Source organism: Bradyrhizobium sp. Mp19, assembly GCF_029952935.1.
Taxonomy (GTDB): domain Bacteria; phylum Pseudomonadota; class Alphaproteobacteria; order Rhizobiales; family Xanthobacteraceae; genus Bradyrhizobium; species Bradyrhizobium elkanii.
The window spans coordinates 1-19,184 of the sequence record NZ_JASAUT010000046.1; the positions used below are offsets into that span (position 1 = coordinate 1).

The window sequence follows — 19,184 nt, forward strand, 5'->3', positions numbered from 1 at the left end:
TAGCCATGTCGTTCTGTGAGCCAAGGAGTTGCCAGACATATTTGTCTTCCTAAGACCGCTTGGCCTCCGACTTGGCCCAGACGATGAGGGAAGAGCGGCCCGAATGGTCGCCAAAGCGGGCTCGGCCCGCGAAAGTTGGTGACGCCCCGTAGAGTTTGCACTTCACCGCTGCAGCGGATGTATCGGGAGTCTTCGATAGAAGGGATGCCTCGCTCAATTCCATCGCTCACGATCCAAGATTTCCTTTCCCAGACAAAGACTGCATCGAGCTGGCAACAGTCTATCGTTCGGCGGAAGAAAACTTCTATGCTTATCCATGGATTCTGAACGTATAGGGTCTTCCACGGCAGCATGCTGGCGGCTTTTAGCAGGCGCGATTTCGTAGCCGATGGGCCGAGTGACGGCGTCGGACAGGGCGCTCAAAGTGTTCGACGTCGACCGGTCTGGCCGAGACCACTTCTCAGATAGATGACGGAGATTGCGGGTGAGAACATCGCCGAACAGGGGCGCGCCGCGCACTGCATTGTTGCTACCTCGTTGAAGCGCGATGCATGAGGAACTCGGCCTTTGCGCGACTGGTTCGTTGGCCTAGCCCCGGCCCGTTAGTCCTTAATGTCTCGTTAACCCTTTCTTCATTGCCGAGCGGTAGAGAATCGGAGTTACTAACGCCGAACGTAGAGTTTTCGGCAAAATGTCGTAACCACGAGATGCCGCCGTGTCTTTGACAGAACAAACTGTCGCCGATCATTCGGCGTTAAATGAGCCTCGCGCGATCCATGAACTGATCGCTGCGGACGCTCGCGAGCTGTCTGCGAAGCTTGTCGCCCACAGACTGAAACTCTTCCCGCCGAAAGCCGCCAAAACCTTACGTCGATTCTCGTCCGGCGAAGCGGCCAAGTTGATCGGCGTGAACGACTCCTATTTGCGGCAGTTGTCGCTCGAGAAGAAGGGGCCCGATCCCGAGATCGGCCCAGCCGGCCGACGTCTCTATTCCTTGAGCGACATCCAGGCGCTTCGGACTTATCTCGACGAGACCGGAAAGGCCTCGCGTCGATATCTGCCGACGCGCAGGGAAGGGGAGCATCTGCAGGTCATAGCTGTCGTTAACTTCAAGGGCGGTAGCGGCAAGACCACCAGCGCGGCGCACTTGGCCCAGCATCTCGCCTTGCAGGGATACCGCGTTCTTGCGGTCGACCTCGATCCCCAAGCGTCCTTATCGGCACTGCACGGATACCAGCCCGAATTCGACGTCGAAGAGAACGGCACCTTGTATGGCGCCATCCGCTACGACGACAGCCGCCGCGAATTGAGCGACATCATCCGACGGACCTACTTCCCGCTCCTGGATATCGTGCCAGCGAACATCGAACTGATGGAATTTGAGCACGAGACGCCCAAGGCTCTGGCCCAGCGGCAGTCCGGAGATCCACTCTTCTTCGCAAGGGTGGCGACGGTGCTCGGGTCGGTGGAGGCGAACTACGACGCCGTTGTCATTGATTGTCCGCCCCAGCTGGGATTCCTTACGCTGTCGGCACTATGCGCCGCGACCGCAGTCCTCATCCCGGTGCATCCCCAGATGCTCGATGTGATGTCGATGTCGCAGTTTCTTCTGATGACCTCGGACTTGTTGGAAGTCGTCGCGAAAGCCGGCGGCAACATGAATTACGATTGGATGAGATATCTCGTTACGCGCTACGAACCCGGCGACGGTCCGCAGGCGCAGATGGTTGGCTTCATGAGATCGCTTTTCGGCGACCGCATGATCACAAACATGATGCTGAAAAGCACCGCAATCAGCGATGCCGGCATCACCAAGCAAACCCTCTACGAGGTGCCGCGCGAACAGTTCACGCGATCGACCTACGACCGCGCGATGGAGTCGCTCGACGGCGTCAATGGAGAAATCCAGAACCTCATGCAAGCGGCCTGGGGGAGAGCCTGATGGGACGCAAGAACCTACTCAGCGATCTGCTGAGCGATGCCAAGCCGGCCGCTTCTAACGCGCCGCCGGCCGAGGAGGGGAGGGCACCCCACCCGACCCTCGGTGGGCGTGGCGTCGTCGGAGCCATGAGTCGATCGCTTGAGCGATTAACGGCCGAGAGCGAAGCGGCGAGAGCGCTAGCCGATCGGTTCGCCAATGGCGAGACAGTGCTCGAAATCGAGCCCTCGCTGATCGACGCATCTATCGTGCCCGACCGGATGCCTGGTACGGACGAGGAGCATGAGGCTCTGGTCGAATCGATCTCCGCCAACGGCCAGCTCGTTCCCGTTCTACTGCGTCCTCATCCAAGTCAGCCGGCCCGCTACCAAACGGCTTACGGTCATCGCCGGGTGAGGGCGCTGAAGGCACTCGGACGGCCGGTCCGTGCGGTCATCAGGAAGATGACCGACGAAGAACTCGTGGTGGCGCAAGGCAAGGAGAACGGCGAACGGAAGGATCTTTCGTTCATCGAGAGGGCAATCTACGCCGTCACTCTCGAGGACCGTGAGTTCAAGCGTGACACGATCGGCTCCGCCCTTAGCGTCGATAAGACCGAACTTTCCCGCCTGATCTCGGTCGGCCGCGCCATTCCGCGTGCGCTGATCGAGGCAATCGGCCCCGCCCCGAAAACTGGCCGGAGACGGTGGATGGAGCTCGAAGCCTTGCTCCAGGGCAAGGATGCAATTGGCGACTTGGCGCCGCTGATCTCGAGCCAGGCCTTTCGCAGTAAAGATTCCGATGCGCGCTTCCTTGCCGTATGCGCAGCGCTTGCGCCCAGGCCGCAGCGAGCGGAACCTGAATCTTGGACATCTGCCGACGGCAAGGCAGTCGCCTCGATCGACCGCAAAACGGAAAAGACCACTCTCGCGGTAAACGAGAAGGTTGCCCCGGGCTTCGGCGAATTCGTCGTAGGACGGCTAGGTGAACTCTACGTGGAGTACCTCAAGGGAACTGCGTAAGCGCGCTTCCCGAGGCTCCTGCAGAACATGGCGCAGCCAGCAAAGAATGCTTGCCGCGCGATCAGTAGGCGTATCGATTTTCAACAGAGGAGTAGAACGCAAAGAAAAAGGCCCCCGAAACGTCTCCGCCCGGAAGCCTTCTCTAACGTGTAAGCAGCCTTAGAGAATCACGGACGCGAATCCCAGTCAAGCGTATTTGCTGCGGTATCGATTCGCCGAGCGCTTTTTCTTTGCCTGAAAAGGCGAAGAACATGATCGACAGTCACCCAACGACGCCCTTCGGGCGGCGCGCGCTGACGCTTGCCATGATGGCGAGCCAGGCGGCCGCGAAGGCATGCCCTGAAGACAGAGTAGTTCACAAGTGGAAGATCTTCCGCGCGATCACCGATGCGAGGGAGCGGCTCGATATCTCGGATCGTGCGTTGACCGTGCTCAACGGCTTGCTGACGTGTCTACCGGAGACGGCTCTCACCCCTGGCAACCTCGTTGTCTTTCCCTCGAACGCGTCTCTGAGCGAGCGCACGCACGGCATGGCAGGGACCACGCTCCGCCGGCATCTCTTCGCGCTGGTCAACGCGGGACTCATCATCCGCCGCGATAGCCCCAATGGAAAGCGATACGCTCGGCGATCTGGCGATGGCACAATCGAGCAGGCGTTCGGGTTCGATCTGACGCCGATCGTGGCGCGGGCCGATGAGTTCGAACGTCTGGCCGAGGAGGTAAGGATCGAGCGTCGCACCGTCGCCTTGGCGCGGGAGCGTGTCTCGATACTCCGGCGGGATATAGCCAAGATGATTGCCGTCGCGGCGGAGGAGGGGGCCCAGGGCGACTGGGGGGATGTCCGGAGGCGCTTCGCAGGCCTCAGTGGCCGCTTGCCAAGATTGGTCGGGCTAGGCTTCCTCGAGCCTCTTGCCGAAAGCCTGGAGTCCCTTGCCGCAGAGGCGGGCAAGCTGTTGGATTCCCATCTCTTTGCACAGAAAACGGACGGCAATGACAGCCATTCCGGTGCGCACTATCAGAATTCAAATCCAGACCCCTTTATTGAACTTGAACCAGCCTCCCAAAAAGGCGGGGGGCCGATCGGTGAAACCCAACCGGTGCCGGAGAGGAGGAGCCAACAGACGACGGGATTCCCGTTGGGGATGATCCTCAAGGCTTGTCCCGACATCGCGATGTACTCGCGGACAGGGATCGGAAGCTGGCCCGAATTCATCGCGACGGCCGCGGTCGTTCGATCGGCGCTGGGGGTCAGCCCGAGCGCCTGGGAAGACGCCGTGGACGCTATGGGGGAGGGCGATGCAGCGGTCACCGTCGCCGCGATTCTGCAACGGTCGGCGGAAATCAAAAGTCCCGGCGGCTATCTACGGGGTCTGACGGCTAAAGCTAGGGCCGGGAACTATTCCATCGGACCGCAGATCATGGCGCTCTGGAAGAAGCAAAAGACTGCAAATCATGAACAAGCTTCCTAGCAGCGAGCGGGCGTTCCGACGCCCTGCGACTGGCGACTGCGTCTCAGGAACGGCGGGACGCGAACTGCACTGCGGGTGCGATTGAAGTGTTCGATGGTTCGCTAGAAGCGATGCCGCTGCCGGAGGGCGCGGGAGGCGGTGCGATGCGAAGAAAGGACATAGACTAACGGCGCGCCTACGATGTGGCGGTGAAGTAGCCCACGATCTGAGCTGCGACCTTTTCGCTAGGACTCGCCGGAGCCGGCGAACAGCACCGTCGGTGGCGTTGCGCGCGGCGGCGGGATGGACCGTCCGCCTGGTGATCCTGGTTTGCTCTTGAGATCGTATCGCTGGGCTAGGTCGAGTAGTCGCCGCCTGGTGAACGGGTCCGCGTTCTCAGCCAGATCGCGCGCCCGCTTCGCGAAGCCCCTATAAAAATCTTCCACGACGCCACCCCCGCAACATCACTGAAAACCGGATTTCAGTGCGGGACGCGCTCCGCGTCAAGCGGTCTGGTGCATACGGACAAGTTTTGGCGATCTACATGTGCTCGCGGTGCACCGGGAACTAAGCTGGTTCCGGCAGGGAAAAACCATGGCGGCCGGCAAGTCCAGCGACGCTAGCATCTGTCTCACGCCTCGCCGGGTGGTCGCGTGGATGCGGAGAGTGGGCGTTGAACCCACCTGGCGAGACAGGTCACCAGCCTTTTATCGATCTTGCGACGGCGACTTCGACAGGTGCGCCGACGTTGTTAACAGCGACAAGCTCCATCGCGGGTGATGACCGGCGCCGAGCTGGCCTGCTCAGGTTGATCTGCGCTTTATTACTACGCCGTTGCCTTGAGATCCGAATGGCTGAACCGATTGGGGCCGCCTGTCTTCACTCCATGCGTTTTCGCGATGGGCGCACCCATCTGCGTCCTCGATTACGGCTGGTCTGACCGAAGGACGGTCCCGCTGCGCGGGCCCTCGATCTCGCCCCCGCAACGGCCGTCCTCGACTTTCTTCCCCTGACGCTGCGCGCCATTCCTCGCGAGACAAGAAAGTCGCTGCCGGCCGCCCTCCACTTCGTTTCGGCCCTTCAGGTGCGGGTCGATCGCCTCCGGTCTCACGACCGCCATCGAGGTCGCGATGGGCGCGGCCCGAGAAAACCAAGGGAATGAGACAATGGCTACCATCGGCACCTTCACCTCCACGGGCAATGGCTTCTCCGGCGCGATTAAGACCCTTAACCTCAACGTCAAGGCCAAGCTGATCCGCGTCGAAAATCCTTCCGACAAGGGACCGCACTTCCGCATCTACTCGGGCAACGTCGAGTTGGGTGCGGCCTGGCAGAAGACCGCCAAGGACACCGAGCGCGATTACCTCTCCGTCAAGCTGGACGATCCGAGCTTCCCCGCTCCGATCTACGCCACCCTCGCCGAGGTCGAGGGGGCGGAAGGCCTCCAATTGATCTGGTCCCGGCCGAACCGGGACTGAGTCTCCCAAGAGGGCTCCGCCGCGAGGCGGGGCCTTCTTCCCTTCGAACGGGGAGAAGCTCATGACGGTCGACACCATCGAGGAACTGCGCGCCGAGCTGCGCGACTGCCTGTTCAGTCCCGGGGAGCGCAAGGCGCTCGAAGCGCAACTCGCCGAGCTGATCCGGCAACGCAACCAGCCAATCACGTCCGGCGACGCATCGTCCGCCGATCAGCGGTTTTCCACCGCCGGGGCATAGCCCCGGCGTCGCCTCGTTCGCTCGAGCGGGTCAAACACCTCGCCGGCTCTCGCGCTGTCGTCGAAGCTTTGCATCATCGTCCGACCGTTCGTACCGAACCGGCCTCAGTTGCGGACCACCGCCACGCCGCGAACAGGGTTGGCGCCAAGGATAGCAGGTAGAACCGCCGCATATTGCGGGCTGCGTCGACACGGCGAAGATGGACGCGGTCCGGCGGAAGCTGAGGCGTCCCGCGATTCTTCCGTCATCCAGAATCTGTGTCCAGTTGGATTGTTGAATCGGACAAGGGCGATCGGTTCATTTTTCCTGATAAATCGATTGCAGGTGCATGCGCGATCCCTCGATGGGGGCAGTTGTAGCGGCGCTGACGACGAGCATGAGCCATTTGGCGTGCCGGCCCCAGCTAGATTCAGCTCCCATTCCGGCCCGTTCTCTGGGATTTTCCGTCCGATCAGAGGACGCCATGCCTTCGGATTCCACTCGACCCCGAGACCGCCCAAGGCCTTTGACGCGACGCCGAACGAAGCGCGGAGCAAGACGCAGCTCGAGCAATGGTGGGATCGTCCCTACGGCCTCACCCGTCCGGATGGTCGCATCGAGGTTCGGTGCTTGAACGGCGGAGCAAGGGACCGTTCGACCCATCTCGGCATTGCGGATGACTACGATGCTGCCAGCGCATTTGGCCGAAGCAAAGCAGGCCGAATGCCTGCGATTCCGCGAGTACTTGTCTTGACAAGGCGGGGTCACAGTGCTCCGGCAGCCCCAGCGGCCCGACGAGGAGATGCTGGAGCCCGCTGCGTTCTCGACGGCGGAGGCGACGACCGAGTACCTGCGCGCAAATCCCCCGGAACCATCTTCCTCGCGATAACCGCTCCGAGGGCATGGGCGAGCCCCTTCGGGGACGGCTCTACTCGCGCCGCCAACGCGGCGCTCCCGGAGCCCGCACGCGGTCTCCGCGCATGCGCGTGACGATCCTCTCGCAGGTCGTGGACACATCTTTCGATTGTCATTGAAGTTCCGAAGCCTTGCTTCCGGTAGAAGCTCGCCATCTGGTACATGCAGGCATCTGTCGGTGAAAACAGCGGACGGATCGCAGCGGCGGATTGCCGGCCGTGAAGACGATTTGTTTGTCGGTTCGCGTGTGCAGCTTCGTGCGGCATGATCAGCGGTCTGCGGGCGAGTTGCTTCGATCGTGTCCGCGACGAAGCCGACGTTTGCGAGGACTGGCTGCGCAGATCGACCTCCACGGTCGTGTCGCCGCAGCGCTTCGACATATAGTCCGCTGCTTCGGGTTCGTTGATCGCCGTGAACGAGATCCGGGACGCCGCTTTCGAATGATTTGCTCGTCGCATCGCAGCCGCCATACGCTTCGCGCATCTTGCCGATCAACTAGTAGAGCATCAGCAGGTTGATGCCGTATTTGCGCCCGAGGGCGCCACGCGGTTCTTACCGTCGTCCAAGTTGGGTGGGCGTCGGCTCCGTCTCGTCTTCCCACACTATACGGAGATTGCGAGGTGGCGCTGCCTCAGAACGTGTTGGTTTGAACCAACGCGGCTAGGGGCCCACGCATTTGGCTTTCGTTGTCTTGCTTCAACGCCGGTGTGCGCCCGCCAATTGATGCGAGCTCATTTCGACTGAGCGCCCCGTTCCTATGTGGCTCGCCCACCTGACTCTTCTGGCAGGGGATTTTGTGCCTGGCTTTCAGGATTCTGCCGCGTGCTGGTTCGCAGTGGGCGTTGGTTCAAACCAACACTTGGGATGAAGAGGCCAGTCGAATCAGGACCGAGCCGGTAGGCGAAGCACGGTCTAGAGGAACATGGATGAAACGGGCGCAGATGGTTGCACCAAGGTCGACCCGGTGAACACGATCGTCATCAACAACCAAAAGGGCGGCGTCGGCAAGACGACGCTTGCCGTGCATCTGGCCTGGTTCATGGCGGAAGCGGGCCGCCGGGTTCTGATGATCGATATTGATGCGCAGGGCAATGCGACCGACACGCTCAAGCAGCATATAGGGTCAATTTCGGCGGCCGACCTCTTCAAGCCGGCGACCCGGTTTGTCGCTGGGGAAAACAACGGCATCACACTGGCGCCGGCCGACAGCTCATTGACGGATATTGATCGCGGCAATGCTGCAGCTGTCATGACCCTGCAGCAGAATCTCGCCGATGCCGCCAGCCAGTTCGATGTTTGCGTGATCGACACCCCGCCATCGCTTGGCCTTCGCAGTGTCGCCTGCCTGGTCGCCGCCTCGCATGTTCTGGCGCCGATTTATCTGGAAGATTACTCCGTCAAAGGCGTCAAAGCGCTGATGCAGACCGTGATCGGTGTGCAACGACGCTACGGTCAGGACACGCGATTCCTCGGTCTGCTGCCGTCGAATTTCAACACAAAGTCGCCGCGTCAACGAGCGCACCTAGAGCAGTTGTTGCGCGAAGCGGGCAAGTACGTGTTCCCGGGCCAGATTGTTGCGCGAGATGGTTATGCCGAAGCCGTCGCAGAGCGCGTGCCGGTGTGGAGCTTGAAGCGTCGCTCGGCGCAAGAAGCCGGTCGGGAAATCCGTGCGGTTCTCGCAAAGATCATGGAACGGCTCGATCAGGAGACGACGAATGACGCTTGATCTCAGCTTCAAGGAGCTCGTCGATGTCGCGGCAAACCCGGGCACGGCAGGCGGGCGGCCGCTCCTGGTCGCGATTGACTGCATCGACGAAGACCAGGATCAACCACGCCGGACCTTCAGCGAACAGGAATTGGAGGAGCTCTCCCAATCGATTGCCGAACATGGCGTATTGCAACCCATCGTGCTTCGCCGTTCTAGTGAAGATGGACGCTACGTCATCGCCATCGGCGCGCGCCGGTATCGCGCCGCGCAGCGCGCTGGGCTGCGTGAAATGCCCGCGTTCGTTCAAGACGCCGCCTTACCTGACCGATACGCGCAGATGATCGAGAATATCCAGCGGGATGATTTGCGCGCGCCCGAGATCGCGAGGTTCATCGCAGACCGATTGGACGCCGGCGATACCCAGGCGCAGATCTCGCGCAAGCTCGGCAAGCCAAAAGACTGGGTGTCGCGCTACGCTTCGCTTAAAGCTATGCCGGACTTCCTGCGGGCGCGACTTGAGAGCAGTTCGATCCGTGCTCTTTATGAACTCTATCAGGCCTGGCGCACGCACCCCGACGAGATCGAACGGCGATGCGCGACGCAGGACAGCTTTACCGACGCACAGGCTCGACAACTGGTCCGGGACGTTCGCGGGGATGCCGGCCGCGCCAATCCCCGGAACGAATTACCGGTTGGGCGACCTCGATCCGAAAACTCCGCTCCCCTCCCGGAAGCACTGCTCCCGCGCAACGCGGTGAACGACCGCGAGGCGGCAACGGGGGATCGGCCAAAAGCTCGCGTCGTTTCACAATTGAGGTCGGCAGCATCTCTGGCAATCCGGGTTCGGTATCAGGATCGGACCGGGCAGCTTGTTGTCGATCGGCTCGCGACGCAAGGCTCCCGTCACGCTGTGGTGTTGGTCGACGGCGCGGACCACGAAGAAGAAGTTCCAGCATCGGCGCTTACAATCGAGGAGATCCTGTCGAGATGAACTCGTTCGACACTTTCGCTGCCGCGGCGGCAGACCATCGGTGTGCGCCGGCGGAGCGACTTTCCCATCCGAAGGATGGCGCGTTAGCGCAGCAGCCGAAGGCCGAACGCGCTCCCCACAGCGCCGTAGAGAGGCCGCAGGCTGCTGGAAAGTCGCGGTCCACAGTGCCGGTGTCAGTTAGTGCCTTCGTCTCCTCGCTTGCCGGTGCATCGGTATTCGCGATGCCTACTCCGCCAAGAGAGCGCTGCGAGCAGAATCCGGTACAGAGGGCAGGGGCCCTCGATCGCTTTACAGCGGCGAGCGTTGAATGCAGAGAGTGTTGGTTTGAACCAACATCAAGGGACAAGTGTTTTTGCTTTCTAGTGCAGGATAGGCTTCGCGCCAGCGATGTATTACATCGCGATTGGGATTGGAGTGCATGGCTCTGATCTCGCTTCGCGTCTCCGACCAAGTGGCGGCGGAGTTCTCAGTTCTTGCAGCTACCCAGGGCGGTAAGTCCGCGCTGCTGCGGCGTCTCATTGCTGATGCACTAGCTGCGCCAGCGCCGCGCATCTTGGCGTTGCCGGTCGGGCGGCCGGAGAAGGTGACGGTGCGGTTTCGCGAGAGCGAGATGCGGCAGCTCGCGGAAGTCTCCCATCAGCGTGGCATGACGCGCACCGGCTGGATTGTCGCACTGGTGCGCTCACGGTTGGGGTCGCCAGTGCAGCATTCTCCGGACGAGCACGAAGCGCTTCGCGCGATTGTTCGCGAGCTCAATCGGATCGGCGGCAACATCAACCAGATCGCGCGGGCCGCAAACATCAGTGTGCTGCAGGGCAGGGCGGTTGAGCTCGATTTGTCCGTAATTCAAGAGGCCAAACAGGTTATAGAAAGAGAGCTCGCGCAATTGCGCAATGCGCTGCACGGCAACGCGGATTATTGGGATGGAAGACCATGAGCCGGCGCTCGCCGCGGCCGACCGACTTGGCCTCCGAACTTCCGCCGATCTCGTATGTCTGGGAAACGCCCAATCGGCGCCCACGGCGGGCCGAGTGGGATATCCCCGATCCGGCTACTCCGGGCCGCCTTACGCCGGCGATGCGTGCAAAACTCGAACGCATCGTGCGTCGTGCACCAGAGGTGATGGTCAAGATCACCGGTCGCACAAAGGGTGTGGCGCATCTCAAGTCGCACCTTGCATACATCACGCGAAATGGCGAGCTCGATGCGGAAACAGAGCAGGGCGCGACGCTGGCGGGTCGTTCCGGGTTGAAAGATTTGCAGCGGCGCTGGGAGGATGATGCCGGTCTCGACGACAAGCGCCGTCGTGATGCATCGCTTTCGATCAACATCATTCTGTCGATGCCGGCTGGCACCGACGCAGTTGCCGTCAAGGATTCAGCCCGGGCATTTGCCATCGAGACATTCGGTGACAATCACGATTACGTCTTCGTCCAGCACCTCGACGACAAACACCCCCACGTGCACTTGACCGTTCGGTCCCTCGGACATGATGGCAAGCGCCTCAATCCCCGCAAGGCGGATCTTCAGGCCTGGCGACAACGGTTTGCTGGAGAACTTCGGCTTCGCGGGATCGCGGCAGAGGCAACGCCGCGGCGAACCCGCGGACGGGTTCGAAAGGCCGATCGGGGGGCGGTGGTCGCTTTGCGCAAGCGAAAGATCACGCCCGATGTCGATCGGCTCGCTAGAAAGGAGGTGCTTTCGGAGGTGACGAGCGGCAAGTCTGCCAAACACCCTTGGAGCGAACAGATTAAGACACGTCAGGAAGCGATCCGGCGACGTTATCTCGACTATGCCGCCGAGCTACAGCGCTCTGAGACAGCAGGAGATCACGAGCTCGCGCGCCAGATTCGGCAATTCGTCAAGGACATGCCTGCCGTCGAGACTCGGCGGCATGCGTTGATGAACGAGCTTTCGGAGCTGGCCAGTAGTCGGCGCCGAGACACGAAACAGGACATTGATGCACAGAGGCACGACAAAACAAGAGGCGATGAGCGGACCAGATAGGGAGCGCAGGAATCGTAATCCTGGGGTCAAGGGTTCAAGTTCCCTTTAGGTACCAGCAAAATAAGCCCTTTCGAAGTTCCGCGGTTGTGCATCTCGCTCCGAGGTGTCACCCTATTCATCGGCGTCGTGAGCGTTGAGGACAGAAAAGGATGCTTCCCAAGCTGGATACGAGGGTTCGATTCCCTTCGCCCGCTCCAATTCAAGAAATGCCCGTAGAATAAGGGTTTCCAGCGCCTCCGGGTGACGAATTTCCGTGCTTTTTTGTGTTTGCGTACAACGTCCGTACAAATCCATCGATTTTTTCCGCTCCCGGCACCTGCCTTCACTCGTACAACGGCGGCAAATTGTATCTCTCGATCGCAGCTTTCAGGTGGAAATCGGCGGAGGTTTTCGTTGGAGCGTGTGCTTGTTTAGTCGCTAGGCGAAAGAGAGGGACTAGGCCGGTGTGGCAGCGTCATTCCGCGCTTCAGTCCAGGCGTCGGCGTAAACAGCCCCGTGGAAGGCCAGACGCGCCAGCCAGCCAAGATGAGTTCATTTGGCGCGGGGGCGTTCCTCGACGCGTTTTTGCCGACGTGAGCTCCAGTGGTAGATACCATCGGTCGAAAGGGAGCCGCGCATGGCCATCGTATTCATCACCGGCAGCACGGATGGGCTCGGGAAGGCCGCGGCGCAGTCGCTGCTCGATCAGGGGCACCGTGTGGTGTTGCACGCGCGATCGACCGATCGCGCCGGCTCGCTCGGAGATATCGCATCGCGCGCGGAGGGCGTCGTAATCGGGGACCTACAACGCGGCGTCGAGACGAAACGCATAGCCGACCAGGTCAACGCGATCGGGCGCATGGATGCGGTCATCCACAACGCCGGTGTCTACACGCGGCGGAGCCGCGGTTCGACTCCGGAGGGCCATGCCGTCACCCTGGCGATCAACACCCTCGCGCCGTACGTTTTGACTGCGCTTATCGAACGGCCGGCCCGACTGGTGTATCTCAGCAGCGGGCTTCATCGGGGCGGCGAAGGCTCGCTGGACGATCTCGATTGGAACAAAAGGTCGTGGGACTCGGCGAAGGCCTACGCCGAAAGCAAGCTGCACGCCGTTGCGCTGGCCTCGGCGCTGGCGCGCCGCTGGCCACAGGTGCTGAGCAACGCGGTCGATCCCGGTTGGGTACGCACGCGCATGGGCGGCGCCGGCGCACCGGTCGATCTGCAGATCGGTCAGAAGACCCAAGCTTGGCTGGCCGTGAGCGACGAACCTTCCGCATTGGTCAGCGGGCGATACTGGCATCACATGCGCCAGCAGGAGCCGGCAGGTGAAGCAGTGGATCCCGGCTTTCAGGACAAATTGCTCGACAAGCTGCAGGGGATTACGGGAGTGGCGCTATTGCCCTAGGCACCGTAAAGAGTCCGTTGTTCTCGCTTACCTGCCGGCAGCAGGCACAGGTCCGCTACCAGTTGAGGCAATCGCATAATGGTCGCCGCACCGAAGAAGCCATCGCTCTATGCACGCATGCAAACTCACGGCACTCTGACCGAAGCGCCGCGCGACGTGCCCGACGCGCGTTTTGCGTTGCCGTCTACGATTCACTGGATGCGCGCGTTGGCGATCCTGGTCGCCGACCTGAACGTCGATTTCGCAACGGGCCGGACCTTCTACACGAGGGTCCAGGCGCGCAGCGTGCCCGATCGCGAGCTCAACACCGTTTGCGAGCAGCTCTTATTCGTGCTCAACCAGATTGCTGCGCTGCGAGCTCTGACGTCGGCGCCGAACAAGGCAGACGTTGCGCGGACGGCGATTGTCGCCTGGTACTACGGCGTCTACAGCGCCGCGTCCGCCATGACGGCGGCGATGGACGGATCGTTCCAGGACAATCACACGGAGACCGCGAGGAAGTGGCAGGAACGCTTTCCCGCCAATCGCCTGGCAATGCCGCCGTTCGCCGACTGTCTGTCGAGCGTGCTTCCGGCCACCGCCGATGCCGAACTCGTCCCGATCAGGGCGAGGGGCCGGCACTCCCTGGTCAGCACGCCATCTACGGCACAGGAGGCCTGGGGCTGCTGCGCCGAGTACCTCTCCGGAACGGCGGGCTGGGAGCGGTGGAACGTCGAGGAACGAGTGAGGGAGACGGGAGCCTTCAAGGCGCTGGGTGTCTCCGACTTCCGGAAGAAGGCCGCGCGCGACCTGCGCGACGCGGGCTATGCTCGGCGCGGCATCGGCTTCCTTCACCAGGCGTCGCGGTACCGCGGGAAGGCAAACTACCGAGACGCGATCTTTCTCGCCTACGGCACTTCCGTCCCGACGCAGTTGTCGGGTTTCGTCGACGATATGCTGGCAGTGTTGCAGGCCTTCGCGGCGATGGCGGGGGCCTACTGCTCACTCAGAGTGGGTAAGGCGGCGTGGACGGACTTCGTTGACGATCTCGACCGCAAGAAGGCCATCTCCGTGTCGCCCGGGGATGTCTGGTGACGATCGAACGTGTCCAAGCGGTCATCGCGGATCGCCGACCATCGACCAGTATTCGCGCTCCTGCGCGGCTTCGAGCTCCTCCGGTGTCACGGGAATGAGCGAGAAGTCGAGATTGTACATCGGGATCTGCCAGGTCCGGTAAAGCGTGGCGAGATGTTTCTCCTCGGCCGTGTCCAGCATGAGACCTTCCGAATGGAGGCGTTGCAGCAGCCGGGCGGTCAATTTCTCCCCGTCATGATGATCTTCCCTGTCCTTGTACTCCAGGCTTCCCCAGATGTCGGAGACCGCCCGCAGGCCTTTGACCGTGAACATGCCGACCTGTTCCATGGCGACGGCGACTTGCAAGGCGGTCGGCACGAAGGAGTCGAGGACAGCAAAGCCGGTATATGAATGACGCGGCGCGTTCCAATTCAGCTCGCCGTCCTGATAGGCCTCGATGTCGACATAGAGCCTACTTTCGCGCTGATAGATCGTCCAGTTGGGCAAGATGTATTCACCGGCGTGTCCTTCAAGAAAGTGGCCACGCCGCTGTTGGTCTACGTACTCGCGCAGTTGCGCGAGGTGCATCGGCTTCCAAGAGACCGCCTCGGCGTAGATCAGGCGAGCCAGATGATCGTAGAACCATCCGACGATGCGGTTCATCTTGGACGCGATCAGCTTGGGCGGGCAGCGCACAGCGTCCATGAGGATCAGGATCTTTGCGGCTTCCTCCTTCGCGAATCCCTCGAGCACTTTAGCTTCCCGCCCGTGCTCCTCGCGGAGCTGCTGCGACGACTGCCAGAAGCCTTGCGCGCTTTGAAGTATGATGGGCAGCCCCTCGGCGAGGAATTCGAGTCGCTGGCGGTGGTTGAGCTGGCAGAGACGCTTGGCCTGGTGAAGCCCGATCTCCGGGCCCTTAGGTCTGCTTTTCCGGGCATCCATGTCTGAAATCTCGGTTTCGATACCGCTCGACTATCGCATTAATCGCGTTGGAAGCGAGTGACGAATCTATTATTCGCGTAACGGTAGTGCGTACCGCGGAGGAGCTCGTGCCGGCAACAACAATGAACTTCCCCCGGAGGCTGGACATGGATGGTGTCCTGAAGCTTGGGAAGTCGCTGGAGGCGTTGCCTCAAGCCGACGAATACATATTCGACTTTTCGCACTTTGGGCACGCTGAGCCGTTCGGGATGCTGTTCGCCGCAGCTATCATCCAGGAGTTCCTTGCTCGTCGCGGCGCTCGCGTCGCGGCCCAAAATCTTCAGGGGTGTGGATATCAGAGCCACATGGGATTCTTCCAGGCGATCGGTATCGAGCACGGAAACAAACCGGGTGACGCGGCAGGCGGCGAAAACTACCTGCCCATGACTTCGATGAACGTCGCAGCGTTAAGGCGAAAGGCTGACCTTCAGGGCGTCCAGCTTGGCGATGTCATTCAGCGTGACGCGGAACGAATGGCGGAACGTCTCGCCCGCACCGACGAAGGTGACATATTCGACGCGCTTTCCTACTCGCTGCGCGAGATCATGCGAAATGTCGCCGAGCACAGCGAGGCGCCGGACGTGCGGTTTTGCCTTCAACACTGGCCAACCAAAGCCCGGGTCCATCTGGCGCTTCTCGATTGCGGAATCGGCGTCCGAAGGAGCTTGGAGCGCAACCCGCACTTGCGCATCGAAACAGATTTGGCGGCTTTGCGGCTCGCCCTCAGGCCTGGCATCTCAGGAAAGATGTACGAAGGAGTGGCGCGCGACGAGAACAACAGGTGGGAAAACTCAGGATATGGGCTGTACCTGACGAGCAGGCTCGCTGCCCACTTCGGCAATTTCTGGTTTTTTAGCGGCAGCTCAGCGTTGGCGATGTCCGCGGACAGGGAACGAACCGAAGCGTGCCCTTTTGCAGGGACAGCCATCCGCATTTCGCTCGATACGCGGAAGATAAAGGGGACGAAGGGCCTTGTTGCCAAGTTCGTGGCGGAAGGTGAAACGAGAGCTGCTGCGACCCCCGGCACCTCAAAAAGCGCATCGAAAGGGTCGCAGGTCGGTTGAAGAGCCATCCGCCCGAAATCTCTATGATCACATGTAGAAGCGATAGCGCGGATCCGGCGTCGTGCCGTCCGGCACGTACTTGAGGATGTCACCGACTTGTCTCGCCGCCTTCAACGTGATCGGTAGCGCACCGTCGAACTGCGTGCCGTTCCAGTTCATCTTAGTCAAAGCCAGCGTCTCCTTGAGCAGCAGATTCCAGTCCGGCGTGTCTCGACGCTGCGCGTGCAGTAATAGGGGGTTGGGAACGTAGAGACCCGGGTAGGTCCGGAAAAAGTCAACGCTGCCGCGCGTGTAAAGGATGGTCTGGGCATCGTCGAGCCGCATCGCCGTGCCCCGCAGAGGCGGGTAGACACCGTTGCGGAAGAGCCGGACCGGCGAGCGGCGCGGCATCCAGATGAAGTCCGCGATCTCGATCTCGGATTGTTCGATGGCCTTCTGGAAGCCCTCACGCTCTTCGGGGTGGAAGCGCGACGTCTTGTGAATGACCAGGCGGGCAGGATAGTTGCCGTGCTCCTTCTTGTAGCTCTGCAGGGCAGTGCGTGTCAGGTTGAAGGCGTCCAGCGACGACAGATAAGGCTGCCGGTCCGCCTTGTCCTTCAGGCCCGGGCCCCCTTTGAGGATCAACCCTTCGCCGCGCTCGTCGAACAGTTGGGCCGAACTCGTCTGTAGCGACGTCCCGTCGAGACCTTCGAAGAAGCTGACGCCCATGAACGTGGCCGAATACTCGCGCTGGTCGCGCACCATGCGCCAGGGCGTGCCGCCTGCCTTGTAGTAGAGGGCGCAGAAGAAATTCCAGGCACGCGTCGCCTCGTCCTGCACCTTACGCGTGGACAGTTCGGCGAGCTTACGCTTCACGACGGCGTCGTTGTCGTAGGTGGTGGGCCAGACGATCTGGATCGGAATCCGAAGCGCGAGGGTCGTGGCCTTCAGCGCACCCCGGAAGTTATCGATCTCCCGGTCGGTCACCGGCGCGTCCTCGGGCTCCTTCTCGTCGGCAGGAACGTCCTCCTGGTCGTCTTCCGACGGTTGGGTCCTCATGTTGCTTACCCGCTCGATGATCTCGACCGGGAGTGCGCAGATGACAACCTGGGGCGGTTGGTCCTGCTCGGCGAGGACTTTGACCTCGTTCGTGAAGACTTCGACCGCCAGCGACACGGCCTTGTCGTCGTCCTTCTCCGAGACAATGCGCGAGATCACGGACTGCGACAGCGTCCGGACGTGACGCGGGCCGACCTCGAAGCTGCAGCGAAACGGCCCCAGGATGGTGCTGCCAGGGAATTCGGGGAAGAGGTTCGGTTGACGGCTGTTCTTCGCGGGGATTCCGGATTCGCAGCGGCGCAACCAGTCGCCGAGCTTTCCGACGGTCTGGGACGAGCCGACCACACCGAGGTGTATCTCCTTCGTCCGTGCGGTGGAGAAGTCGACGGGACCATAGTGCATCAAGCCGAAGCGCACGTCGATGTGCCGGCCGTTGGCGGCGAATTCGAGCAGCGGTTCGGGAAGGTGGGAGAGGTCAAAGGAGCTCAAGCTGTGCCTTTTCCATTCTTGTCTTTTCCTCCTCGTCCTCGTTCTCCCGCCACAGATCGTCGTTGAGGCCGAAGGGCAGGCCGGGCGCCGGGATCGTGGTGAAGACGAGCGGATCCTTGCGCAGCAGGTCCGGCTGCCGGACGAGAAAAGCAGTCCACATGCCGATGTGGCCGCGGACGCTCTGGTTCGTCTCCAGCCGCTTGATGCCGCTCATCCTCTCGGCAGAGTACCTGGACTCGTGGTAGCCGTCGGAGGTGAAGTGATAGGTCGGCTCGACCGCCAAGTGCCACTCTTCGCCGATCCGGAGGAAGTGGGCGTGAAAGGCGTCGTGCCGGAAATAGGATGGCTTGTCGTCGTCCTTGCGTTTGTAGGATTTCACGACGCCGCGCGACGTGTTCTTCTCGAACGAACGATAGGGATAGATTCTGCTCAGTTTGCCTTTGCCGAGCTTCCAGAACAGGTACCGGCCGTCCCGCCAGTAGGCGAGGGGCTCACGGACCATCTCACCGAGCGTCTTGTTCAGCAGTTCGACGAAGAGCCGCCGCGTCACCTCGCCCTCAGATTCGCTCCACTGCAGGGTCTCGATCGTCTCCTCGCTGCCTTCCTCGATCACGTCGCGGAAGGGCGGCATCGAGATGTCGCGGAAGCTGTAGATCCGCTTGCCGTACAGGATCCAGTCGACGGGCACGCTTTGATAACGCTCGACCAGAGCCTCGCGGACCTCCGAATAGTTCAAGGTCGTTTCTGCCACGTGCAGCATGGTCGGGAAGGCGACCTTGAGCAGGTTGGTGTTGAGCGACTCTTTGATGCGGGTCGAGGGCACCACACGGCCCGGGGCGGAGAAACTGGCAACGGTGGCCGCCAAGCCCGGCAGGGCGGCCTCGTTAACGGCATCCTTCGTTTTGTTGAAGATCACCTTCCGGGAGCGCCTGTGGTCGGCGTCGGCGAACCAGGTGTGAAGCGGCTTCCAGAAGATGCATTCGTCGCTAAGGCGGGCGAAGAAGAGGACGACCGGCACGTTGGAGCCGAGCCAGTAGTCCAAATCTTCCTGTCTGCAGAGGTAGCTGAAGCTTTCGTCGGTCTCCTCGGTAAGACGACCCTGCCTTTGCGTTTTCAACTGGGCTGTAATCCATTGCGCCCGGACTTCGCCGGTTTCGGAATCCCGCAGTTCGAGAAAGCCGTCGATGCCGGCATCCAGAGGACCGTTAGGCTGAAAGCTCAGGCCGACCGACAGCAGGCGGGCCCCAAGTAGATGCACGCCTTGCTGCCCGATTCTCTGCTGTTCGGAGATCTTCTTCACCGCGCACCGACTCGTTGCAAATCCAACCCTATAGCCAGTATGCAACGAGAACTTGAGTCTAGACGGTAAACTCGCTCTCCACAGGAATCTCCCGATCCGGAGCGAGCATACTGGCAGTAGCGGAGGCCAACGGCTACGAAGTTCCGATCGACATCGATGCATTTTCCA

General features: G+C 61.3%; 18 protein-coding genes and 2 pseudogenes. 13 read left to right on the forward strand and 7 right to left on the reverse strand.

Going from position 1 to position 19,184, the window contains the following annotated elements:
* Positions 1 to 721: 721 nt before the first annotated feature.
* The 3 genes from repA (at position 722) to repC (ending at position 4,409) form a co-directional block, all read left to right on the forward strand.
* The gene (repA, locus tag QJT82_RS34140) at positions 722 to 1,942 is read left to right on the forward strand and encodes a plasmid partitioning protein RepA (protein WP_016846624.1); all 1,221 of its coding nucleotides are present in this window, start codon (positions 722 to 724) and stop codon (positions 1,940 to 1,942) included.
* A complete protein-coding gene (gene repB / locus QJT82_RS34145; RefSeq protein WP_038387554.1) occupies positions 1,942 to 2,940 on the forward strand; it encodes a plasmid partitioning protein RepB in 999 nt (332 codons plus the stop codon). The genes repA and repB overlap by 1 nt, the downstream gene beginning before the upstream one ends.
* Before the next feature lie 254 nt (positions 2,941 to 3,194).
* Positions 3,195 to 4,409 (forward strand): plasmid replication protein RepC, encoded by a 1,215-nt coding sequence (gene repC / locus QJT82_RS34150; RefSeq protein ID WP_038387558.1) that lies wholly within the window; start codon positions 3,195 to 3,197, stop codon positions 4,407 to 4,409.
* Between the two features lie 224 nt (positions 4,410 to 4,633).
* Here the strand turns inward: repC and QJT82_RS34155 are convergent, their stop codons facing one another.
* A complete protein-coding gene (locus tag QJT82_RS34155; RefSeq protein WP_075968394.1) occupies positions 4,634 to 4,834 on the reverse strand; it encodes a hypothetical protein in 201 nt (66 codons plus the stop codon).
* Positions 4,835 to 5,554: 720 nt separating this feature from the next.
* On the opposite strand from QJT82_RS34155, the gene QJT82_RS34160 reads away from it, so the two are divergent.
* Positions 5,555 to 5,866, forward strand: a complete 312-nt coding sequence (locus tag QJT82_RS34160) for a DUF736 domain-containing protein (protein ID WP_016846620.1) — start codon at positions 5,555 to 5,557, stop codon at positions 5,864 to 5,866.
* A gap of 61 nt (positions 5,867 to 5,927) precedes the next feature.
* Complete coding sequence (locus QJT82_RS34165) at positions 5,928 to 6,104, forward strand: hypothetical protein (protein ID WP_016846619.1); 177 nt, start codon at positions 5,928 to 5,930, stop codon at positions 6,102 to 6,104.
* Here the strand turns inward: QJT82_RS34165 and QJT82_RS34170 are convergent.
* A pseudogene (locus QJT82_RS34170) lies at positions 6,077 to 6,276 on the reverse strand (WGR domain-containing protein). The gene QJT82_RS34165 and the pseudogene QJT82_RS34170 overlap by 28 nt on opposite strands.
* Positions 6,277 to 7,194: 918 nt before the next feature.
* A pseudogene (locus QJT82_RS34175) lies at positions 7,195 to 7,532 on the reverse strand (type IV secretory system conjugative DNA transfer family protein); the annotation flags it as partial.
* A gap of 388 nt (positions 7,533 to 7,920) precedes the next feature.
* On the opposite strand from QJT82_RS34175, the gene QJT82_RS34180 reads away from it, so the two are divergent.
* The 4 genes from QJT82_RS34180 to QJT82_RS34195 all read left to right on the forward strand — a co-directional run bounded on the left by QJT82_RS34180 (position 7,921) and on the right by QJT82_RS34195 (position 11,704).
* Positions 7,921 to 8,724 (forward strand): ParA family protein, encoded by an 804-nt coding sequence (locus QJT82_RS34180; RefSeq protein ID WP_016846617.1) that lies wholly within the window; start codon positions 7,921 to 7,923, stop codon positions 8,722 to 8,724.
* Positions 8,714 to 9,697, forward strand: coding sequence for a ParB/RepB/Spo0J family partition protein (locus QJT82_RS34185; RefSeq protein ID WP_016846616.1), 984 nt, complete (start codon positions 8,714 to 8,716; stop codon positions 9,695 to 9,697). The genes QJT82_RS34180 and QJT82_RS34185 overlap by 11 nt, the downstream gene beginning before the upstream one ends.
* Before the next feature lie 418 nt (positions 9,698 to 10,115).
* Positions 10,116 to 10,634: a MobC family plasmid mobilization relaxosome protein gene (locus QJT82_RS34190; protein WP_016846615.1), complete on the forward strand. Its 519-nt coding sequence runs from the start codon at positions 10,116 to 10,118 to the stop codon at positions 10,632 to 10,634.
* On the forward strand, positions 10,631 to 11,704 hold the full coding sequence (locus QJT82_RS34195) for a relaxase/mobilization nuclease domain-containing protein (RefSeq protein ID WP_038376357.1): 1,074 nt from the start codon (positions 10,631 to 10,633) through the stop codon (positions 11,702 to 11,704). Before QJT82_RS34190 ends, QJT82_RS34195 begins: the two co-directional genes overlap by 4 nt.
* A 111-nt stretch (positions 11,705 to 11,815) precedes the next feature.
* Here QJT82_RS34195 and QJT82_RS34200 read toward each other — a convergent pair whose 3' ends face one another.
* Positions 11,816 to 11,998 (reverse strand): hypothetical protein, encoded by a 183-nt coding sequence (locus tag QJT82_RS34200; RefSeq protein ID WP_125459144.1) that lies wholly within the window; start codon positions 11,996 to 11,998, stop codon positions 11,816 to 11,818.
* A 322-nt stretch (positions 11,999 to 12,320) separates the two neighbouring features.
* On the opposite strand from QJT82_RS34200, the gene QJT82_RS34205 reads away from it, so the two are divergent.
* Entirely contained in the window at positions 12,321 to 13,091 is a 771-nt protein-coding gene (locus QJT82_RS34205; protein WP_016846613.1) for an SDR family NAD(P)-dependent oxidoreductase, read from the forward strand.
* Between the two features lie 78 nt (positions 13,092 to 13,169).
* Positions 13,170 to 14,165: a hypothetical protein gene (locus QJT82_RS34210; RefSeq protein WP_244435972.1), complete on the forward strand. Its 996-nt coding sequence runs from the start codon at positions 13,170 to 13,172 to the stop codon at positions 14,163 to 14,165.
* Positions 14,166 to 14,186: 21 nt separating this feature from the next.
* Here QJT82_RS34210 and QJT82_RS34215 read toward each other — a convergent pair whose 3' ends face one another.
* Positions 14,187 to 14,807 (reverse strand): hypothetical protein, encoded by a 621-nt coding sequence (locus QJT82_RS34215; RefSeq protein ID WP_244435973.1) that lies wholly within the window; start codon positions 14,805 to 14,807, stop codon positions 14,187 to 14,189.
* Between QJT82_RS34215 and QJT82_RS34220 the strand changes: the two genes are divergently transcribed.
* Together QJT82_RS34220 and QJT82_RS34225 are read left to right on the forward strand one after the other, a co-directional pair.
* Positions 14,775 to 15,092, forward strand: coding sequence for a hypothetical protein (locus QJT82_RS34220; protein ID WP_244435974.1), 318 nt, complete (start codon positions 14,775 to 14,777; stop codon positions 15,090 to 15,092). The genes QJT82_RS34215 and QJT82_RS34220 overlap by 33 nt on opposite strands.
* A 140-nt stretch (positions 15,093 to 15,232) precedes the next feature.
* Complete coding sequence (locus QJT82_RS34225; RefSeq protein ID WP_157788121.1) at positions 15,233 to 16,189, forward strand: hypothetical protein; 957 nt, start codon at positions 15,233 to 15,235, stop codon at positions 16,187 to 16,189.
* Between the two features lie 27 nt (positions 16,190 to 16,216).
* Here the strand turns inward: QJT82_RS34225 and QJT82_RS34230 are convergent, their stop codons facing one another.
* Both QJT82_RS34230 and QJT82_RS34235 read right to left on the reverse strand, forming a co-directional pair.
* On the reverse strand, positions 16,217 to 17,716 hold the full coding sequence (locus QJT82_RS34230) for a hypothetical protein (protein ID WP_016846609.1): 1,500 nt from the start codon (positions 17,714 to 17,716) through the stop codon (positions 16,217 to 16,219).
* Positions 17,703 to 19,016: a DUF4365 domain-containing protein gene (locus QJT82_RS34235; protein WP_016846608.1), complete on the reverse strand. Its 1,314-nt coding sequence runs from the start codon at positions 19,014 to 19,016 to the stop codon at positions 17,703 to 17,705. Before QJT82_RS34235 ends, QJT82_RS34230 begins: the two co-directional genes overlap by 14 nt.
* Between the last annotated feature and the right edge of the window lie 168 nt (positions 19,017 to 19,184).